The sequence below is a fragment of the Oscillibacter valericigenes genome (genome assembly GCF_021531915.1).
GTDB lineage: Bacteria > Bacillota > Clostridia > Oscillospirales > Oscillospiraceae > Oscillibacter > Oscillibacter valericigenes_A.
The window spans coordinates 29,229-50,656 of record NZ_JAFBIV010000006.1; the positions used below are offsets into that span (position 1 = coordinate 29,229).

At 58.5% G+C, this 21,428-nt stretch carries 15 protein-coding genes and 1 other annotated feature; of the genes, 13 read left to right on the plus strand and 2 right to left on the minus strand.

Annotated features, from left to right (window positions below; all coding sequences use genetic code 11):
- The first annotated feature begins 1 nt into the window (after position 1).
- The 4 genes from JQM66_RS05990 (at position 2) to rpsU (ending at position 5,159) form a co-directional block, all read left to right on the plus strand.
- Positions 2-1,486 (plus strand): LCP family protein, encoded by a 1,485-nt coding sequence (locus JQM66_RS05990; RefSeq protein ID WP_235228978.1) that lies wholly within the window; start codon positions 2-4, stop codon positions 1,484-1,486.
- Between the two features lie 15 nt (positions 1,487-1,501).
- Complete coding sequence (gene rsfS, locus JQM66_RS05995) at positions 1,502-1,864, plus strand: ribosome silencing factor (protein ID WP_235228979.1); 363 nt, start codon at positions 1,502-1,504, stop codon at positions 1,862-1,864.
- Positions 1,865-2,127: 263 nt separating this feature from the next.
- Positions 2,128-2,339: a binding site (T-box leader), on the plus strand.
- 55 nt (positions 2,340-2,394) lie between these two features.
- The gene (gene leuS, locus JQM66_RS06000) at positions 2,395-4,821 is read left to right on the plus strand and encodes a leucine--tRNA ligase (RefSeq protein ID WP_235228980.1); all 2,427 of its coding nucleotides are present in this window, start codon (positions 2,395-2,397) and stop codon (positions 4,819-4,821) included.
- 155 nt (positions 4,822-4,976) lie between these two features.
- Positions 4,977-5,159: a 30S ribosomal protein S21 gene (rpsU, locus tag JQM66_RS06005; protein ID WP_091132569.1), complete on the plus strand. Its 183-nt coding sequence runs from the start codon at positions 4,977-4,979 to the stop codon at positions 5,157-5,159.
- A gap of 44 nt (positions 5,160-5,203) precedes the next feature.
- Here rpsU and JQM66_RS06010 read toward each other — a convergent pair whose 3' ends face one another.
- Entirely contained in the window at positions 5,204-5,968 is a 765-nt protein-coding gene (locus JQM66_RS06010) for a hypothetical protein (RefSeq protein ID WP_235228981.1), read from the minus strand.
- A gap of 76 nt (positions 5,969-6,044) precedes the next feature.
- On the opposite strand from JQM66_RS06010, the gene JQM66_RS06015 reads away from it, so the two are divergent.
- From JQM66_RS06015 to JQM66_RS06025, 3 genes are all read left to right on the plus strand, one after another.
- The gene (locus tag JQM66_RS06015) at positions 6,045-6,557 is read left to right on the plus strand and encodes a YqeG family HAD IIIA-type phosphatase (protein WP_235228982.1); all 513 of its coding nucleotides are present in this window, start codon (positions 6,045-6,047) and stop codon (positions 6,555-6,557) included.
- Positions 6,558-6,702: 145 nt separating this feature from the next.
- Positions 6,703-7,272: an elongation factor P gene (gene efp / locus JQM66_RS06020; RefSeq protein WP_235228983.1), complete on the plus strand. Its 570-nt coding sequence runs from the start codon at positions 6,703-6,705 to the stop codon at positions 7,270-7,272.
- Between the two features lie 91 nt (positions 7,273-7,363).
- The gene (locus tag JQM66_RS06025; RefSeq protein ID WP_235228984.1) at positions 7,364-7,801 is read left to right on the plus strand and encodes a CD1247 N-terminal domain-containing protein; all 438 of its coding nucleotides are present in this window, start codon (positions 7,364-7,366) and stop codon (positions 7,799-7,801) included.
- Between the two features lie 77 nt (positions 7,802-7,878).
- Here JQM66_RS06025 and JQM66_RS06030 read toward each other — a convergent pair whose 3' ends face one another.
- A complete protein-coding gene (locus tag JQM66_RS06030; protein WP_235228985.1) occupies positions 7,879-8,727 on the minus strand; it encodes a BadF/BadG/BcrA/BcrD ATPase family protein in 849 nt (282 codons plus the stop codon).
- Between the two features lie 188 nt (positions 8,728-8,915).
- Here JQM66_RS06030 and JQM66_RS06035 point away from each other — a divergent pair, with 188 nt between their 5' ends.
- From JQM66_RS06035 to JQM66_RS06065, 6 genes are all read left to right on the plus strand, one after another.
- Entirely contained in the window at positions 8,916-10,364 is a 1,449-nt protein-coding gene (locus JQM66_RS06035) for a nicotinate phosphoribosyltransferase (RefSeq protein WP_235228986.1), read from the plus strand.
- A 130-nt stretch (positions 10,365-10,494) separates the two neighbouring features.
- Complete coding sequence (gene cls / locus JQM66_RS06040; RefSeq protein ID WP_235228987.1) at positions 10,495-12,051, plus strand: cardiolipin synthase; 1,557 nt, start codon at positions 10,495-10,497, stop codon at positions 12,049-12,051.
- 340 nt (positions 12,052-12,391) lie between these two features.
- Entirely contained in the window at positions 12,392-13,258 is an 867-nt protein-coding gene (locus tag JQM66_RS06045; protein WP_235228988.1) for a tRNA lysidine(34) synthetase, read from the plus strand.
- A 793-nt stretch (positions 13,259-14,051) separates the two neighbouring features.
- Entirely contained in the window at positions 14,052-16,532 is a 2,481-nt protein-coding gene (locus tag JQM66_RS06055) for a LuxR C-terminal-related transcriptional regulator (RefSeq protein WP_235228989.1), read from the plus strand.
- Between the two features lie 93 nt (positions 16,533-16,625).
- Positions 16,626-16,865, plus strand: coding sequence for a hypothetical protein (locus JQM66_RS06060; protein WP_235228990.1), 240 nt, complete (start codon positions 16,626-16,628; stop codon positions 16,863-16,865).
- A 26-nt stretch (positions 16,866-16,891) separates the two neighbouring features.
- Entirely contained in the window at positions 16,892-21,223 is a 4,332-nt protein-coding gene (locus tag JQM66_RS06065) for an S-layer homology domain-containing protein (RefSeq protein WP_235228991.1), read from the plus strand.
- The last annotated feature ends 205 nt before the right edge of the window (positions 21,224-21,428 follow it).

Here is a 21,428-nt window from a genome sequence, read left to right on the forward strand (position 1 = left end):
CGTGGCTAGAGAGACAGGAAAGCGCGTGGCGGCTGCAGCGCCGAAACAGAAAAAACCGAAAAAGCCCAGTCGGCTGACCGGGCAGCAGAAGGTCCTGCTGGTCATCGCCATTTGTCTGGCCATCGTGCTGGCGGTGGTGGCGGCCTGTCAGAGCCTGTTCGTCCGCCCGGATGTGGAGAACAAGAAGAACAACGACAAGAAAGGCGAAAACGCGCAGGAGGAGGCCATTGACTACGGCGACGGCGTCCGTCCCAGGGCCGATGGCGAGCGCAAGAGTGCGGATTACTACACCGTCTTGATTTTGGGCCGGGATACCGGCGGCGGCGGGAATACGGACACCATGCTGCTGGCAAGCTATGATGTGACCAACCAGAAAGCCATGGTCATGTCCATCCCCCGGGACACCATGGTGAATGTCAGCTGGGATGTGAAGAAGATCAACTCCGTCTACAATATGCACAACGGCGGCGACAAGGGCATCCAGGCCCTGTACAAGGAGATCGCCCAGCTGGTGGGCTTTGAGCCGGATTACCAGGTGGTGGTGGAATGGGAGGCCGTGGGCAAGCTGGTGGACGCCATCGGCGGCGTGTACTTTGATGTTCCCTATAATATGGACTACCACGACCCCTACCAGGACCTGGTCATCGAGCAGGCCAAGGGCTACCGTCTGCTGAGCGGTGACGACGCCATGCAGGTCATCCGCTGGCGGAAGAACGACCCCGGCAGCCCCTACGGCAATACCGGCGGCATCGGCGACAGCGGTCGTATGGAGGTCCAGCAGAACTTCCTGAAGGCGGTGATCCAGCAGCTGATGAAGCCCGCCAATGTGATGAACATCGGCAAGATCGCCAAGGTGTTCCAGGAGTGCGTGGAGACGGACCTGAGCTTCCAGGAAATTTTGTGGTTCGGCAAGTCCGCGGTCTCCGGAGGTCTCAGCGTGGAGAATGTGGAATTCCTCACCATGCCCTGGAAGGGCGTTTCCGCCTGGAGCCGGAGCTACAACCAGAACCTGTCCTACGTGGTCCCCATCGCCAATGAGCTGCTGGACATCGTCAACAACAAGCTGAGTCCCTTCGTGGAGACCTTTACCCTCAGCGATCTGGACATCATGTCCGTCAATGCCAACGGCAGCCTCCGTTCCACCACAGGATATGTGGAGGACAGCAAGGCGGCGGTGCCGCCGGTGAAGCCCACCCAGAGCGACCCCGTTGAAGAGCCTATGGTGGACGAAAACGGCAACCCCATTGATCCGGAGACGCCCATCGTAGTGGAGCCCGGTACCGGAGAGCCCGCTGATCCCGGCCCTGCGGACCCCGGGACCACCGACCCCGGCACCACAGACCCCGGAACAACAGACCCGGGCATCACAACAGACCCTGTGACCCCGCCGGAGGGCGGCGGAGAGACGCCCCAGACCACCCCGGAGACCCCGGCGGAGCCGGAGAATCCCGATTTCATCATCATGGAGCCGCAGCCCGCGGCCTGAGGAAAGGAAACTGATATGACACCGAAAGAATTAGCCATCATTGCCGCCAAGGCCCTGGACGAGAAGAAGGGCAAAGAGATCGCCGCCATCGAGGTGACGGAGCAGACCACCCTGGCGGACTACTTTGTCATCGCCACCGGTACCTCCAACACCCAGATCAACGCCCTGTGCGGCGCTGTGGAGAAGGCCATGGATGAACAGGCCGGGGAGAAGCCCCTGCGCCGGGAGGGCTACCGGGACGGCACCTGGGTCCTGCTGGACTACGGCTGCGTGGTGGTCCACGTGTTCTCCGCCGAGGCCCGGGAGTTCTACTCCCTGGAGCGCCTGTGGCACGACGGCAAGCCCTTGGACCTGGGCGGCGTGCTGACCGCTGACTGAGCTGTGGTCTCCGCGCCAGGTGGCGCGTACAAGCATTTTCGCGCAGCGAAAATCTTGAAATGGGCGGGCTCTGCCTGCCCATTTGAGTCAGATCACGGTGGCCCCCGCAAAATCGAAAGATTTTGTGGGGCGGCGCCTGTGGCACGACGGCAAGCCCCTGGACCTGGGCGGCGTCCTGACCGCAGACTGAGTGTTTGCGAAAAAAAGGGGGATTTTTTCCTTTTTCCTTGACAAACATTCAAAACCTTCATAAAATAAATGCGTTAGCGACTTTGAAGGGAAGAAAGCCCGGGTATCCTGCCCAAAGAGAGCCGGCGGCTGGTGTGAGCCGGTGGGGGAGCCTGCGGTATACTGGTCCCGGAGTCTTTCGCCTGAACGCGCAGTAAGGCGGAACGGCTGGCCCCGTTACAGGCCCCCAAGGGCTGTCCATTGGACAGCTGAAGCAGGGTGGTACCGCGTTATCCACGCCCCTGAGCCATTTGGTTCAGGGGCGTTTTGATTTTATAATCACATCCGAAAGGGAGAAAAATATGAAATACGATTTTACCGCCATTGAGAAAAAGTGGCAGCAGAAGTGGCTGGAGGAAAAGCCCTTCACCGCCGTCACCGGGGATACCACCCGGGAGAAGTTCTTCGGCCTGATCGAGTTCCCTTACCCCTCCGGCCAGGGCCTCCATGTGGGCCACGCCCGGCCCTTCACCGCTATGGACATCATCTGCCGCAAGAAGCGGATGCAGGGCTACAACGTCCTGTTCCCCATCGGCTATGACGCCTTTGGCCTGCCCACGGAGAACTTTGCCATCAAGAACCATATCCACCCCGCCAAGGTGACCCACGACAATATTGAGAACTTCCGCAAGCAGCTCCACATGCTGGGCTATTCCTTCGACTGGGACCGTGAGGTCAACACCACCGACCCCGATTACTACAAGTGGACCCAGTGGATCTTCCTGCAGATGTTCAAAAAGGGCCTGGCCTACAAGGCCTCCATGCCCGTCAACTGGTGCACCAGCTGCAAGATCGTCCTGGCCAACGAGGAAGTGGTCGAGGGCGTCTGCGAGCGCTGCGGCGGCGAGGTCATCCGCAAGGAGAAGAGCCAGTGGATGCTGGCCATCACCAAGTACGCCGACCGCCTGATCGACGACCTGGAGGACGTGGACTTCATCAACCGCGTCAAGATCCAGCAGCGAAACTGGATCGGCCGGTCCGAGGGTACCGAGGTGGACTTCACCGCCACCAACGGCGACAAGCTGACGGTCTACACCACCCGCTGCGACACCCTGTTCGGCGTGACCTACATGGTCATCTCCCCTGAGCATCCCTTCCTGGAGCAGTGGAAGGACCAGATCAAGAACTGGGACGAGGTGGCCGCTTACCGGGACGAGGCCGCCCATAAGTCCGACTTCGAGCGCGGCGAGCTGAACAAGGAAAAGACCGGCGTCCGCCTGGAGGGCATCGAGGGCATCAACCCCGCCAGCGGCAAGCAGGTCCCCCTGTTCGTCTCCGACTATGTCCTGATGGGCTACGGCACCGGCATCGTCATGGGCGTGCCCGGCCACGACCAGCGCGACTGGGAGTTCGCCACCAAGTTCGGCCTGCCCATCATCGAGGTGGTCAAGGGCGGCGACATCACCAAAGAAGCATTTACCCTGAAGGACGACACCGGCATCATGGTGAACTCCGGTTTCCTGGACGGCCTGACCGTCAAGGAGGCCATCCCCACCATGAAGAAGTGGGTCACCGAGCAGGGCATTGGCCACCCCAAGACCAACTTCAAGCTGCGCGACTGGGTGTTCTCCCGTCAGCGCTACTGGGGCGAGCCCATCCCCCTGGTGAACTGCCCCAAGTGCGGCTGGGTGCCCCTGCCTGAGGACCAGCTGCCCCTGCTGCTGCCCGAGGTGGACAGCTACGAGGTCACCGATACCGGCGAATCCCCCCTGTCCAAGATGGCCGACTGGGTCAACACCACCTGCCCCCAGTGCGGCGGTCCTGCCCAGCGTGAGACAGACACCATGCCCCAGTGGGCCGGCTCCAGCTGGTACTTCCTGCGGTATATGGACCCCCACAACGACAAGGCCCTGGCCAGCAAGGAGGCCCTGGAATACTGGTCTCCCGTGGACTGGTACAACGGCGGCATGGAGCACACCACCCTGCACCTGCTGTACAGCCGCTTCTGGCATAAGTTCCTGTACGACATCGGCGTGGTGCCTACCAAGGAGCCCTACGCCAAGCGCACCAGCCACGGCATGATCCTGGGCGAGGGCGGCGAGAAGATGTCCAAGTCCCGGGGCAACGTGGTGAACCCCAACGACATCGTGGCCCAGTACGGCGCCGATACCATGCGCCTGTATATCATGTTCGTGGGCGACTTCGAGCAGGCGGCCATCTGGTCCACCGAGGCCGTCAAGGGCTCCAAGCGGTTCCTGGACCGTGTCTGGAACCTGGCCGAGGGCGCTTCTGACAGCTATGACGTGACCCCCGCCAACGAGCCCATCATCCACAAGACCATCAAGAAGGTCACCGACGATATCGATAACCTGAAGATGAACACCGCCATCGCCGCCATGATGACCATGGTCAACGAGCTGAGCGCCAACGGTGTCACCAAGGGCGATGTGAAGTACCTGCTCCTGCTGTTGAATCCCTTCGCTCCCCATATCACCGAGGAGCTGTGGGAGATGCTGGGATTTGCCGCCCAGACCGGCAAGATGTGCTGTCAGGCGGAGTGGCCCACATATGACGAGAGCAAGACCGTGGCTTCCACCGTGGACATGGCCGTCCAGGTCAACGGCAAGCTGAAGGGCACCATCACCATGCCCGCCGACAGCGAGGAGAAGGCCGTGGTGGACGCTGCCCTGGCTGTGGAAAAGGTCCAGAAGGCCACCGAGGGCATGAAGATCGTCAAGACTATCTTGGTGAAGAACAGACTGGTCAACCTGATCGTGAAGCCCCAGTAAGGTGTCTTCCGTGGAAAAACACAGAAATTCGGAAAAATTCCCTTGACAACGGTAGAGAACTTACGTATAATATCGTTGTTAACGCCATAGAATTCAATTATGGCCCTTAAAGTATCCTGGATTGAGCCGGATACCTCGGAGGGAGGGAAATATAGATGTCTGAAATTCATGTGAAGGACGGCGAGTCCATCGACAGCGCACTGAAGCGTTTCAAGCGTTCCTGCGCCAAGGCGGGCGTCATCGCCGAGGTCCGTAAGAGAGAGCATTATGAGAGCCCCAGCGTCAAGCGTCGCAAGAAGTCTGAGGCCGCTCGCAAGAACAAGAAGCGTTTCTATTAATGCTGAAAAAAGATGCTGTACCCAATAGGTACAGCATCTTTCTTTTATCGGAACAAGTCCCCCGCGATGTCCCGGACCTCCGGCCACATGAAAAAGGCCGCTGAAAACCCCAGTGAAGATCCGACTTTCACCTTCTGGGTCAGGGTCCCTGCGTCGTCAAAGAGAACGAAGTGGGCCTCGCCGTTCCGGCAGTAGGTGAAGTATCGGGCGCAAAGGTCCTGAGAGAAAAAGACGGCAGGGGACTCCCGCTCCATGAGCCGGTCCAGGGCCTCCTGGCTCAGGGGTTCCCCCTGGCCGGAGCGGGCGGGCAGGCGGAAGTCCATCCGCAGCCGCTGCACGTCCAGCCCCAGCCGCCCCGCGCCGCCCCGCTGGGCGGCGGCCTCCCGGAGCCGCTCCGTGAAATTCCCCCCAGACATGGCGGTGCAGATCAGCACCACGGCGTTCTGGGCGGCCTCTTCATAGCTCTCCGGCAGATAGAGTGTCCGCTGGCTGGCAGCCAGCACCTGTCCCAGCCGCCGGGCAAAGGCCAGCCGGTCTGACTTTGGCCGCTCCTCAAAATCCAGCACCACGCCGGAATAGTTCCGTCGGCCGCATTCCCGCAGCACCGCACCGCAGAGGGCCTCCGGGTCTCCGATGGGAGGCGCCTCCCGGTCACTGACGGATAGCAGTCCGCCCCGGGTCTGCAGCAGCAGATTCTGCCGCAGCAGGGTGGACCCCGGCCCGATGCGGTATGCCACATGGGCCAGTGTCCGTTTGAATCTGGACGCGGCCTGGGCCTCGTCCGGTGTGACAGCCAGAAACAGGCGCAAAGTGACTCCCCCTTGTGCAAACCGGCGTTGGATGGTATACTATTCCTATAGAATCTATGCAGACAAGGAGCCGCCTATGCCATTTTCACTGATCCCGGACCGGGTGATGGACTGCTACGGGGACCTGACCCCGGCCTATTTGCAGGAGAAGGGAGTTACCCTACTTCTGAGCGATTTGGACTTCACGCTGGCCGCAAAAAGCACCCGCCGCCCGGACCAGCCCCTCCGGGACTGGATCGCGGAATTGAAGGAAGCGGGGATCGACTTTATGATTGTTTCCAACAACCGCTCCGGCAAGCGGGTGACGGAGTTCTGCGCGGACCTTGGCGTGGGCTATCAGGGCCACGCCGGCAAGCCCTCCACCCGTGGCCTGGAGGCCGCCATGGCAAAGGCGGGCCGGGACCGGGCACACACCGCCATGCTGGGGGACAAGCTGCTGACGGATATGCTGGCCGCCAACCGGGCCGGTGTCCTGGCCTTGATGGTGGAACCGGTGGGAGGCGCGGTTACACTCTGGCAGAAGGTGCTCCACGCCCTACAGGCGCCCTTCAAGGCCGTTTGCCGCCGCCGAATGGGGAAAGAAGCGTAAAAAAACCAAGAAGTCCCTGAAAAATACTTGCAATAACGGGCAACATACGGTAAAATATCATCGGTATTTCGCTAGATATAGAAAACTTGAGAAAATGTCCTCCCGCAGGTCGTTTTCTCGTAAGATTTGTGAGGAGGATTTAACTATGCCTATTTCTGCAGGCGATTTCCGTAAGGGTGTTATTTTTGAGATGGACGGCAAGCCCATGCTGGTCGTGGACTTCCAGCACGTCAAGCCCGGTAAGGGCGCCGCTTTTGTGCGTACCAAGTACAAGAACGTGATGACCGGTGCCATCCGTGAGGAGTCCTTCAACCCCAGCGCCAAGTTTGAGAATGGTACTGTGGAGCGCAGAAGCGCCGAGTACAGCTACAACGACGGCGACCTGTACTACTTCATGGATCCCGAGACCTTCGACATGACCCCGCTGAACGCTGATGTTCTGGGCGATGCCTTCCAGTTTATCAAGGAGAACACCGTGTGCACTCTGGTGAGCTATAAGGGCAGCGTCTTCGCCGTGGAGGCCCCCAACTTTGTTGAGCTGACCGTCACCGAGACCGAGCCCGGCGTGAAGGGTGATACCGCCACCAACGTCACCAAGAGCGCCACCCTGGAGACCGGCGCCGTCATCAAGGTGCCCCTGTTCATCAACGAGGGCGAGAAGATCCAGATCGACACCCGTACCGGTGAGTATCTGGGCCGCGTGAAGGAACAATAACGACATAAAAAGGGGGGATTTTATATCCCCCCTTTCTAACAACGTACGTTGATCTCTGTATTTCATTTGAATGACGAAAGGAGTTACTACCATGGAAATCATCGAGAAAGTTGCTTATCTGAAGGGCCTGGCTGAGGGCATGGAGTTGGATACCGGCAAGAAGGAGGGCAAGCTGCTCGCTGCCATTATCGACCTGCTGGAGGACATCGCTCTGGAGATCGAGGACATCGAGGACGAGCAGGCCGAGCTGTCTGACGGCCTGGATGCTGTCAGCGATGACCTGGAGGACGTGGAAGACCTGGTTTTTGAGGACTGGGACGAAGACGACGAGGACGAGTACGAGGAAGACGAGCTGGATGAGGACGAGGACTGCTACGCCACTACCTGCCCCACCTGCGAGGAGACCATCTACTTCGACGAGTCCATTCTGGACGAGGGCGAGGTCATCTGCCCCAACTGCGGTGAGAAGCTGGAATTCGATATGAGCAGTCTGGAGGAGGAATCCGAGGAGGGTTCCGACGAGGAGTGATTTCCTCAGAGCATCAGAGCAAAAAAGCCGCCGCGGAATTACTCTTCCGCGGCGGCTTTTCATTCAGCGATATTGTTTCAGCGGCAGTCCTTTACCGCCTTTTTCCCCAGACTGCACAGGCCCGCGCCGATGGCGGTGGCAAAGGTGGCATTTTCCGGGATCATGTAGTGGATGCCGTACAGATTCTCAAAGTTCTCAAAGTTGGGCTTCACCTGGTCCAGGGTGGTCATGGAGCCGGTCAGCACCACGGTTTTGGTATCGCAGCACTGGCAGGCCAGCACTGTCATGGTGCCGATGGCCTGGAGCACCAGGTTTACAACTCCGGCGGCCAGGTCGGCAGGGGAGGCATCCTCTGCCAGATTGCCGAAGTTGGCGGCGGTGAGGGTAGGGTCCAGCGTGGGCGCGGGATTGCGGGTGATGTCGGCGATGGTGAGATCCACCTGCCCAAGGTCGCCGCTGGCTGCCAGCTTTTTGATCTGGCCGAACCGCTCCATGCCCACCAGCTTGCGGCACAGGCCCCCCAGGGTGCCGCCGCCGATACCGCTGCCGCACAGGTGCCGCACGGAGCCATTCTTCTCCGCCCACATGAAGGCGGTGCCGGTGCCCATGGTCACTACCACGGCGGATTCCTGGCCGGACAGGGCCAGGGCCCCGGCGCCGCTGGCGGAGAACTCGTCCACCCGGCAGGTGGGCAGACCGTAGATATCTCCGTCCACATAGCTGGAGCCAACGCCGGTCAGCACCACCCGGCGCACATCCCCCAGCGTCAGGCCGTTGCTGGTGAGATAGTTGCCCAGGGCGCCGTACAGACTGGTGACCTGATCCTCTGCCCGGACCCGCAGCATGGAGATCACGCTGCCGTCAGTCCGCAAACCCACCACCTTAGTGGTGGAGCCGCCGATATCGATTCCTAAGATCACATCCATGGTGAAACCCTTCCTTTTCAACGGCAGAGCCGTTACTGTGTTCCATAATAGGGGAGGGGGACTTTCTTGTCAATTAAAATTGACAAACTATTGACATGTTTTTTGAAAAACGATTGCTTTTCCGGTGAGATGCGTCTATAATCAAGCCAGGTGACAAGACACCGATGATTTTGTGTTGAGGTACGATCATGGATACAGAAAAGAAACTGAATATGACCATGCTCTGCGACTTTTATGAGCTGACCATGGGCAATGGCTATTTCCAGGCGGGCTATCAGGACCGCGTGACCTATTTTGATGTCTTTTTCCGGGATGTACCGGACAAGGGCGGCTTTGCCGTCTGCGCAGGCCTGGACCAGCTGATCGAGTATATCCAGAACCTCCATTTTGATGAAGAGGACATCGCCTATCTCCGGAGCAAGAAGCTGTTCTCCGAGGAGTTCTTGGACTACCTGCGGAATTTCAAGTTCACCGGAGATGTCTGGGCTATCCCCGAGGGTACGCCCATCTTCCCCCGGGAGCCGGTGGTGACCGTCCGGGCCAAGGCCATTGAGGCCCAGCTCATCGAGACCTTCACCCTGCTGACCGTCAACCACCAGAGCCTGATTGCCACCAAGGCCAACCGCATCGTCCGGGCGGCCCAGGGGCGGACGGTGCTGGAGTTCGGCTCCCGCCGGGCCCAGGGTACTGACGGCGCCATCTCCGGCGCCCGGGCGGCCTATATCGGCGGCTGCAAGGGCACGGCCTGCACCATTTCCGACCAGCTCTTCGGCGTCCCGGCCGGCGGCACCATGGCCCACTCCTGGGTCCAGATGTTCGACAGCCAGTACGAGGCATTTAAAACCTACTGCAAAATTTATCCCACCAACGCCACGCTGTTGGTGGATACGTATAACGTGCTGAAATCCGGCGTGCCGGATGCCATCCGGGCTTTCAACGATGTGCTGAAGCCCCTGGGCATCACCAAGTGCGGCATCCGCCTGGACTCCGGCGACATCGCCTATCTCAGCCGGGAGGCCCGGAAGATGCTGGACGAGGCCGGCTGGACGGAGTGCCAGATCTCCGCCTCCAACTCTCTGGACGAGTATATCATCCGGGACCTGCTGCAGCAGGGGGCGAAGATCGACATGTTCGGTGTGGGCGAGCGGATGATCACCGCCAGCAGCCAGCCGGTGTTCGGCGGTGTGTACAAGCTGTCCGCTGTGGAGGATGACCAGGGCAATATCATTCCCCGGATCAAGGTCAGCGAGAATGTGGACAAGATCACCAACCCCCACTTCAAGAAGGTCTACCGCATCTTCGACAAGGCTACCGGCAAGGCCGAGGCAGACTATATCACTGTCTGGGATGAGACGGTGGACGAGAGCCAGCCCCTGGAGCTGTTTGATCCCCGCGCCACCTGGAAGCGGAAGACCTATACGAACTTTGAGGCCAAGCCCTTGCAGGTGCAGGTGTTCAAGGGCGGTGAGCTGGTGTACCAGCAGCCTACCCTGAAAGAAATTCAGGCCTATTGCGCCCAGCAGGTGGACACCCTCTGGGATGAGGTGAAGCGCTTCGAAAATCCCCACAACTACTACGTGGACCTGAGCCAGAAGCTCTGGGACATTAAGCAGGAACTCCTGCGCAAAAGCAGATGATTGCCGCACAGCCCCGCCGAAAGGCGGGGCTGTGTCCTGCCTGTGGGGAACGTTTACAGGAACAGGCTTGCAGAATGAAAGGCTTTTGTATATAATATACTTTTAATCAGAGAAAGAAAGGGTGGGGCCTGTGCGGAATAATATAACTTCGGAACGGATCGAGCGGAAGATCTCCGCTGTGACCAGCATTTCCATGTGTGCGCTGACGGTTCTGGCGCAGATCGCCACCACGCTGCTGCTGACCCATTTCCTCCAGGAAAAGGCCAGCTATGTATACGGCCTTCTGGAACTGGCAGGTGCCCTGACGGCCATCCGGGTCTACCAGCGGTCGGGCAGTCCCAGCTATAAGCTGGCCTGGATGTGTTTGTTGATGGTGCTGCCGGTGGCCGGCATGATTTTGTTCTGCCTGTGGGGCGGAACCCACCAGGCCAAGCAGCTGAGCCTGCGGAAGGTCCCGCCCATCCCCCAGCGGGAGAGCCAGAAAATGGCCAGCGAGACCAACCTGTCCCGCCTCCGCCGCCAGTCCGTCTCCTGGGGGCGGCTGGCATCCTATCTGCAGAAGAAGGGGTTTCCGGTGTACCGAAACACCACGGCCCGGTATTTTGGGGACGGCGGAGCCTTTTTCGATGATCTGATCGCCCACCTGGCAAAAGCGGAGCACTCCATCTTCATGGAGTATTACATCCTGGCAGAGGGACAGATCTGGGACCGTATCTTCCGCGTGCTGAAGGAACGGGCTGCAGCCGGGGTGGAGGTCTATCTGATTTTTGATGACTTCGGCAACCTGACCCGCCTGACAGACGACACCCTGCAGGACATTCAGAACGCGGGAATCGAGGTGGGAGTATTCAACCCGGTTCACCGGTATGTGAACCGCATCTACTTCAACTACCGGGACCACCGGAAGATCACTGTCATCGACGGTCGGGTGGCTTATACCGGCGGCATCAACATTGGCGACGAATACGCCAATCTCATCGTCCGCTTCGGCCACTGGAAGGACAGTGGCGTCCGGCTCGAGGGCGAGGGCGCCTGGGGCTTTGCCGTCCAGTTCATGCAGATGTGGAAGATGCTGGGGAGGACCTTTGCCAACGAGGACGACTACTACCGCTCCCGCCAGGAGGAGCCGGAGAGTCCCGGATTCTGCCAGCCCTTTGCCGACGGTCCCCTGAATAACCCGGACAATCCCATTGAGGAGACGTATCTCCAGTTGATCGCCTCCGCCAAGCACATGCTCTATCTCACCTCCCCGTATTACGCGGTGGAGGAGTCCATGCAGCAGGCGTTGTGCATTGCTGCTGACGCCGGTGTGGATGTGCGTCTGCTGGTGCCGGCAGTGCCGGATAAAAAGTACGCCTATATGGTGGCAGAGACCTACTGGGGCCAGCTGTTGGAGCATGGGGTGAAGATCTACAAGTACACCCCCGGCTTCCTCCACGCCAAGAGCGTGCTGGTGGACCGGGAGGTGGCATTGGTGGGCAGCACGAACATGGATTACCGGACCTTCCAGCTTCATTATGAGTGCGGCGTGCTGATGTACCACATGCCGGCGGTGGAGGAACTGCTGGAGGATATGGACGATATCATGGTCCAGAGCACCCTCTACACCATGGAGGAATGGCAGAAGCGCCCCTGGCTGCGGCGCATGGTGGCGTCTCTGCTGCGGCTGGGAGCCATATGGCTGTGAGCCTGGGAGGGGAGCGGGCTCCCCTTCCAACCACCCCACCACCAGTGACGCTGCGTCACTGGTGAGCGTGCCCCAAGGGCACGCAGGTCGCGGTATTTTCGCCACGCCGCAGCGTTAAGAAAACATGCCGGTGGCATGTTTTTAGCGTAGGCCACAGCGGCTATGCCGCAAGGAGACGCACTGTGTATCCTGACAAAAATGATTGAAATTTCTTCTTTCGCCTTCGGCGAAAGAACTGGGGAAACCGTAGGTTTCCCCTAGCCCCTTTCCGTCGGGCGACTGCCAGCCGCCCGACGGAAGGAACGTCTCTCCCCAGATTTCTCACATTCCGGAGGTCCCCATGTCCCGTGAATTGTCTTCCCAGGAGATTGCCGAGCGCAGTCTCATCAAAACCTACCGAAAATCCCTTTGGAACCCCTTCATCGCCGCCGTCAAGCGGTATGAGCTGGTGTCTCCGGGGGACCATATCGCCGTGTGCATCTCCGGCGGAAAGGACTCCATGGTGCTGGCCAAGCTCATGCAGGAACTGCAGAAGCACACGGAGCAGCCCTTTGACCTGACCTTCCTGGTGATGGACCCGGGTTACAATCCCGCCAACCGGGCGCTGATCGAGTCCAATGCGAAGCGGCTGGGCATCCCCGTCACCATCTTTGAAAGCGATATTTTCGATGTCACGGTCCAGGTGGACAAAAACCCCTGCTACCTCTGTGCCCGGATGCGCCGGGGCTGCCTGTATGCCAAGGCGAAGGAACTGGGCTGCAACAAGATCGCTCTGGGGCACCATTTCTCGGACGTCATCGAGACCACGCTCCTGGGCCTGTTTTACGGCGCCCAGGTCCAGACCATGCCGCCCAAGCTCCACAGCAAGAATTTCCCCGGCATGGAGCTGATCCGCCCCCTGTACTGCGTCCACGAGGACGCCATCATCGCCTGGCGGAACTACAACAATCTGAAATTCCTGCAGTGTGCCTGCCGCTTCACCGAGGCCCGGGACGCCTCCGGCGACGGGGTAGGGGAGAGCAAGCGCCAGGAGATGAAGTTCCTGCTGCGGGAGCTGAAAAAGACCAACCCAAATATTGAAAAGAGCATCTTTCGGGCCATCCACGGCGTCCAGCTGGATACCTTCCCGGGCTTCAAGTACCGGGGGCAAGCCCACTCCTTCCTGGAGTTTTACGACGGCGCCGCCAGCTTTGACCCTGACGCGTAAAAGCAGTCCTGAGGCAGTTTGCCATTTTAGTTGCCGTTTTCTCGATAAGACTTCAATTTTAACAGTCTGAATTTTCACTTCACGTTCAGTTATTGAACGTGTAAAAATCGGCTCGAAGTATTGAAAACAAAAGAAAAACCGTGTAACCATTGAGGTTACACGGTTTTTCTTATTTGGCAGCGGGTGAAGGATTCGAATCGCCTGTGCGCGGTTTTGAACCGTGTCACCTGATGCCGCCGAGTGCCGCAAAGTGCTGCGGCACAACGGGTTTGAGATTTCATTGTGTTAAGTGCTGTTGAAGCGTGTCGGCCGGGTTTACCGTGGTAAGGGTCAAAATAAGGGTCAGAATAAGGGCCTGGTTGTGATTCGTGTGGGCCAATATTGACTCACAGCCGCAGCCAATGGAGCATCGCTGTCCAATTGTTTCGTTCAGAAAGGCGCCGCGTTAGCTTTGGATACGGACTTTTTTCAAAATATATGTGCATTTTCTACAACTTTTCCATGAACGCCTTTTTGTATGCCTTGTATCTCTTCGGATATTTGTATATACTAAAAATAATGAAATGATATCGGAACGGAGGAACATCATGGACGGGATGAAGGGGGATATCTCTATACGGGAAGCATCCTGCCGATGGGGCGTATCAGAGCGGCGGGTCAACCAATACTGTGCTGAAGGACGTATTCCCGGCGCATCCCGTTTCGGGAGGTCCTGGGCAATTCCGGAGGATGCGGAAAAGCCGTCCGCCCCGTGTAAAACAGATACCAATCAAATGATCCGGGGGTGAAGACCATGTCAAAACAGAAATGGAATCTGAACACCATCTACATATCCGAGCGCTTGCAGGAAAGTCTGCGGCCCATCGCCCGCAGCGCTCTGACTGCGGTGATCGCGCCCATGGGCTACGGTAAGACCACGGCGGTGAACTGGTATCTGGCAGAATACGCCAAGACGGAACCAGTCAAAATCATTCGGATCAGCGTATATTCCGACAACCTCGCCATCTTCTGGAAAAGTGTACAGGACGCCTTTGTCCGTGAGGGCTTTGATTTCCTGCGGGACTATGCCTGTCCCACGGATGCCGCGGGCGGCGGACTACTGGCGGACGATCTGTGCCGCGAGCTGGCGGGAGAAACACCCTGCTATCTGTTCATAGACGATTTTCACCTTCTGACCAACGAAAGCATTGCCCGTTTCCTCTGCACGCTGGCGGGGCGTCTGCCCGAAAATGTGCATCTGATCGTTGCCAGCCGTGACCGCTTTCTTCCGGCTGCGGAGGTCGTCAGGCTGGGGAACAGGGTCTATCAGATCGGTACGGAGCAGCTGCGGCTGAACCACACGGAGCTTTCCGTGTATGCCCGCCGCTGCGGAGCCGGCCTCTCCGACGCGCAGGTGGATTCCCTGCTCTATTCCAGTGAGGGCTGGTTTTCTGCTGTCTATCTGAATCTCCGGACGCTTTCCGAGTGTGGTGCGCTGCCAGACCGCAGCTCCGACATTTACGCCACCTTCACCGCCGCCATGATTGACCCACTGCCGAAAAAGCAGCGGGAGTTTCTGGCGGTCATGGGTCTTGCCGACGAATTCACTGTGGAGATGGCCCGTTTTGTCACCGGGGACGCCGACGCGGAAAAGCTGCTGGCGGTGCTGACCGCCCAGAACGCCTTCGTGACCTGCCTGCCGGACGGCGTGACCTATCGCTTTCACCACATGATGAAGGAGTGTGCCGAGCGCACCTTCCTGGCGCTGCCGAAAGAGAAGCAGGCGCACTGCCGTGAACGTTTCGGCGCATGGTATGAGGCGCATCAGCAGTACATACAAGCCTTGACCGCCTATCGGAAAAGCGGGAATTACGACGCCCTGCTGCGTATCATACAAAAGGACGCGGGCATTCTGCTTTCCTCGCTGAACCCGCAGACGGTGCTTGACGATCTTGCGGCGTGTCCCGTTTCCACCCTGAAAGCGCATCCTCTGGCGCTCCTTGTGCTGATGCGCCGTATGTTCACATGGCGGCAGATCCCGAAGATGCTGGAGCTGAAATCTCTCCTGTTGACTTCCATTGAGGAGCATCCGGAGCTGTCGGCAGAGGAACGCGGCAACCTGCTGGGCGAGTGCGACCTGATCATGAGCTTCCTCTGCTACAACGACATCAGCGCCATGAGCCGTCTGCACCGCAGCGCCAGCAGCCAGATGTCCCGCCTTGCCATCAGCATCCAGAAAAGCGGCGGCTGGACCTTTGACTCGCCGTCCGTCCTGATGATGTTCTATCGCGCGCCCGGCGAGCTGCAGAGCGAGCTTGCGGAGATGGACGAGTGCATGCCCCACTACTATAAGATCACCGATGGCCACGGACAGGGTGCGGAAACCATCATGCGGGCAGAGGCATCGTTCATGCAGGGCCGTTTCACGGACGCGCACATCCAGCTAGAAAGCGCCTATGCCCAGATCGAGGGCAACGGGCAGGAGAACATGGCCCTGTGCTGTGATTTTCTGGCACGACGGCTCTCCCTGCATATGGATATGGAACAGCGCGATTCCTTCGAGGAACGCCGTGAGGCGCTGCTGCGCAACCACAACGCCCAAGGGCTGAACATCTGGAGCGCCACCAGCGCCTATTATCACGCTCTGCTGGGCGAAACGGATAAAATTCCTTCTGCTTTTGCGGAGCATCAGCTCTCCGCCATCCACTTCCTGGCGCCGGGCAAGCCCATGATAGATCTGATCGAAAATCAGGTGTATCTGACACAGGGCGCTTACGCCAAGGTCATCGGCCGCAGCGAGGGCCAGCTGGCCGTGTGCGACGCCATGCACTACGCGTTGGTGGCGCTGCACGTCCGCATCCAGGCGGCCGCGGCATACGAGCTGCTGGGCAAACACCGGGAGGCCCGCGATCTGCTGGCCCGTGCCCTGGCCGACGCAGAGCCGGACGGCTTCGTCATGCCCTTCGTGGAAAATTACCGCTATCTGAGGCCCCTGCTGGCCCAGGAAATACAGGGCGGCCTTGTGGGAAAGATCGTGGAACTGGGCGAAGCGGCAGAGCAGCGCAAAAGCAGCACCGGCCGGCCCAAGGCTTTCGCCGCCCTGACGGAGCGGGAATATGAGATTGTACTTCTGATGGCGGAGTTTTTGACGAACCGGGAGATCGCGGGAAAGCTGTTTCTCTCCGAGGGCAGCGTCAAGCAGTACATCAACCAGATCTACTCCAAGCTGCAGATCGAGGGCGACGCCCGCAGCAAGAGAAAGCGGCTGCTGGCGCTTCTTTCGCAAAAGACCTAACCTTTGGTTAATGTTCTTTTAAAAAAATCCACTGTACACTGGTTGTACAGTGGATTTTTTGTCTTTGGAAAAGCCGGGAAAGGGGGTGCACATTTGGGCCGAAGGTATCTTACCGCCGTCGCGCCGCTGCCGGACCACATTTTGCAGGTGGATTTTGTGTCCGGGGCCCGTCTGCTGCTGGACATGAAGCCGTATCTGGACAAGATCCGGTTTCTCCCGCTGAATGACCCGGCGGTCTGGAACAGCGCCGTGACCAACGGCATCTTTGTCCGCTTCGGCAATGTGGAGATCAGCCACGACGAACTGCTCGCCATGGCGGAGCGGGAACACTGACTACAAGAAGAAATGGAGGAAACCACATGAAACAACATCGAACCCTGCGGCGGGGACTCAGCATCCTGCTTTCCCTGGTACTGTGCCTGAGTCTGCTGCCTGCGGTGACATTGACGGTAGCAGCGGCTGATGATCACACGCACTGCATCTGCGGCAGCAAAGTGACGGACTGCGGCCATGATGGGGAAGACGTCGAATGGACGGCGTGGGTAGAAAGTGACTCTTTGCCCAATACTGTTGGGCACTACTACCTGACGAAGGATGTGACGCTGACAGAAACCTGGAAGCCTAAGAATAATACTTACCTCTGTCTGAACGGCAAAACCATCACGGCCAACTTTGAAGGCTCTGTCATCACGATTTCGAGCTGGACGGACTTTTACCTGACGGACTGCGCAGATGCGGCTAATCCTGGCGTTGTGACCCATGGAGTGAAAGGGGACGGAACCAAGTACGCCGGCCGCGGCGTAGAAATAGAGAGTAACGAGTATGCAGGAACCTTCCATATGTACGGTGGCTCCATCAGCGGCAATATCATCACGGGCGAATCAAACCAGCAGGGCGCCGGTGTGATGGTTGGGTACCAAGGCTCATTCCGGATGTACGGTGGCGTCATCTGTGACAACAAAGCTGTCTGTACCGCCGATTCCGGCTCGGCGCAGGGCGGCGGCGTGTATTCGGCCTACAAATTCTATATGTACGGCGGCAAGATCACCGGCAACGATGTCTCAGCCGATAACCCTCAGGGCGGCGGCGTGTTTGTCAGCGGGCCGGCCTCTATGGGCGGAACACCTGTGATCAAGGGAAATACCGCAACCGTGACGGGCCAACCGAGCAAACCCAATAACTATCTGGTATCTAATTATAGTGGCCAAGATAGCGGACTCAATATCAGATCAAGTTTGAAGGATGGTGCGTATATCGGTATCAACAGGAATTCAGATTCCGAAGAGGACTTCGCAAGAGGCAATGGGTACACCATTAATGATTCTGACGCCGGCAAATTCATTCCCGATGACAGCAATTATGTGATTGTGATGGGGAATTATAACTACGGTTCCCTCAAGCTGCTCGAGCGCAGCGCGGCAAATGTCGCTTCCGTGACCATCGGCAGCGAAACGACCGGGTATATAGATCTGCAGAAGGCCATCCAGGCAGTGATTGACAGCTCCGAAAAGACCGGCACGGTCAAGTTGCTGAAAGATGTGATGCTGGCTAACAGCATCACGCTTGAGCAAGGTGTGGATATCACCCTGGACATGAATGGACATAACCTCATCGCCATGAAAGTGAACGCCGATAGTTTCATCACCATTGACCAAAGCAAGCTGAACATCACGGGCAAAGGTACGATAGAAACGAGCTCAACTTATAACAAGAGAGTTAATAATACGATACATGTGAAGGACGGCTCGGCCTGCACCGTAGGCAAAGATATCTCCATCTCGAACAATCCTGCCAGGGTACTATACATGTCCGGAGATTCGGAATGCACCGTCAGCGGCTCGCTGAAAGCTAGAACCGTTGCCATTGAGATCCGTGCCGGCAAGCTGACCATCGATGATCCGGCAGTACTCGAAGCGTATGGAAATTACAATGCCCCCACGGAAAACGGTGGAGGAGATAATATTAATTTGGGCTGCATTGCCCTGGCCGTCTCCCCGCTTGAGAGCGACCTGCCCATCACCGTGAATATCAAGGGCGGTACATTCATCGCAAAAAATATCTTTATGCAGGACAAAGCCGGAAATTCGCTCTATGAGGTGGATCTCTGTCATTCGGAGAATCCGTCCAAGAACGTGAGCATCAATATCAGCGGCGGCGAGTTCCAACAGCCTGTGCAGTCGCTGAACGACAAGCTGACCCTCTCCGGCGGCAGCTTCGCCAAGCTTACAGCCAGTGAAACTCTTAGTGCGCTGCTGGCAAAGGACTATGGGTTCAAGTCCATTGACGGAAATAATATCACATTGACCGAGGGGCAGAAGGAAGTCGAAAATGTAACAGTGGACAAACTATACACCGTCAGCTTCGACGCCAACGGCGGTAGCGGTAGCATGGATGTTGAGACCGCTGTTTCCGGTAACTACACTTTGCCTGAATGTGGCTTCGATGCACCTCAGGGTCTGCAGTTCGTTGGCTGGGCAACCAGTAAAAGTGGCGAAGTAATTTCAGACACTACCATCACTGTGACCGAGGACACCACCCTGTACGCGATATGGGGCATCAATTACGGTGTCACTGTCAACGGCGTGAAAGTCACCAGTCTCAATAAAGATAATGTGCTTGGCAACGACAAGGTTCAGTATGACCCGGCTACCAAGACCCTCTCTTTGAAAAACTTTGTGGCCGGAGATCTCACCGTCGCCGGCGATGGTGAGACGATTGTCAACATCAGTGATAATTTGGGTGCGCCCGCTGTCGGCGAACTGACGGTCACCGACGCGAAGGATGTTGTGGTTACTTCCAACTCCGGCGCTCCGGCCATCTATGGCGAAGCGGATATCTCCTGCACCGGCAAGGTGACCATCACCAACAGCAAAGGCATGGCTGTTAGTGCCCCGCTGACTGTAACCAATGCACAAAATGTCACCGTTGAAGGGTACGGTGGTCAGGCGATCGCCGGAATAACGGACATCACCTGCACCGGCAATGTAACCATCACCAACAGCAAAGGCATGGCTGTTAGTGCCCCGCTGACTGTGAACAGTGCAAAGGATGTCACGATCACTGCAAACACCAGTACCGCTCCGGCCATTGCCGGCAAAGCGGATATCACCTGCTCCGGTGACGTGAAGATCACCAACAGCACCGGTATAGCTGTGAACAGTGGACTGACCGTCAAGAGCGCAAAGGATGTCACCGTTACCGCGAATACCGCTTCCCCGGCCATTGCCGGCGCTGCGGATATCACCTGCTCCGGCAAGGTGGATATTACCAACAGCACCGGTATGGCTGTGAGCGATGGGCTGACTGTCAAGAGTGCAAAGGATGTTATCGTTACCGCGAATACCGAGAATACCGAGAACACCGATTACCCGGCCATTGGCGGCACTGTGGATATCACCTGCACCGGCAAGGTGGATATCACCAACAAAGCCGGTATGGCTGTGAGCGGTGCGCTGACTGTCAAGAACGCAAAGGATGTCACCGTTACCGCGAATACCGCTTCCCCGGCCATTGCCGGCGCTGCGGATATCACCTGCTCCGGCGATGTGACCATCTCCAACACCGGCGGCGGTAAGGCTGTGCAAGGTACCCTCACATACAAGAACGCCGGCAACGTCCACAGCTGCACCGTGGAAGCCGGCCTCGACCTGGACAACCTGAGTCATATCACGGATGTGGCAGTGGGCGAGACCTTTACCGATACCCTTGCGTATTCTGCGGTGAAGATCACAGTGCCTCATACTGCCGACGAATGGAAGAGCAGCAGCACCCAGCACTGGCAGGTCTGCACCGTTTGCGAAGAGGAGTTTAACCGGGCAGACCACACATTCAGCGGCAGCACCTGCACCGTGTGCGGCTATACCAAGTCTTCCGGCGGCGGCAGCAGTTCCTCCGGCGGCAGCAGCTCCGCGCCCACTTACGCCCCCACGGTGACCCAGCCCGAAAACGGCACCGTGACCGTCAGCCCCAAGGCCCCCAAGAAGGGCGACACCGTCACCATCACGCCCAAGCCCGAGGATGGCTATACGGTGGAGCAGATCCTTGTCACAGACAAGAACGGCGACCCTGTGGAAGTCATCAACAACGGCGACGGTACCTTCAGCTTCACCCAGCCCGCGGGCAAGGTGACGGTCAAGGCCACCTTCATGGAGGATAACTCCATGCTGAACTTCTTCGTGGACGTCCCCGCCGGCGCTTACTACTACGACGCGGTGCTGTGGGCCGCGGAGAACGACATCACCGGCGGCGTGGATGATACCCACTTCGCCCCCAACGCCCCCTGCACCCGGGCCCAGATCGTCACTTTCCTGTGGCGCACGGCCGGTTCCCCGGAGCCCAAGAGCCTGAGCAGCTTCGCGGATGTGTCCGCGGACAGCTACTACGCCAAGGCGGTGGCCTGGGCCGTTGAAAACGGCATCACCACCGGCACCGGCGACGGCACTACCTTCAGCCCCAACGCCCCCTGCACCCGGGCCCAGGCCATGACCTTCCTGTGGCGCAGCCAGAAGTCTCCCGCCGCCGGTACGGCCAATCCCTTCACCGACGTGGCGGCTGACATCTACTGCGCCGACGCGGTCCAGTGGGCCGTGGAGAACGGCATCACCGGCGGCACTACCGCCACCACCTTCAGCCCCAACGCCTCCTGCACCCGCGCCCAGATCGTGACCTTCCTGTACCGCTGCCTGGGCTGACAGAAATACGGCCTGACGGCGCGAAGCCGCGGGACAGACTGAAAACGAATAAACCCATTGGAGCGGGGCGGTTCTTGCCGCCCCGCTCTTTCGGCGAGTTTCCGTCTCCGGCAGAATCGGGACAGCCGGCGGAGGCCCCGCCCGCAGCAAAAGAGCGCGACTGTTGGCACTCCTTTCGCAAAATACCTAACGTTTGGTTAATGTT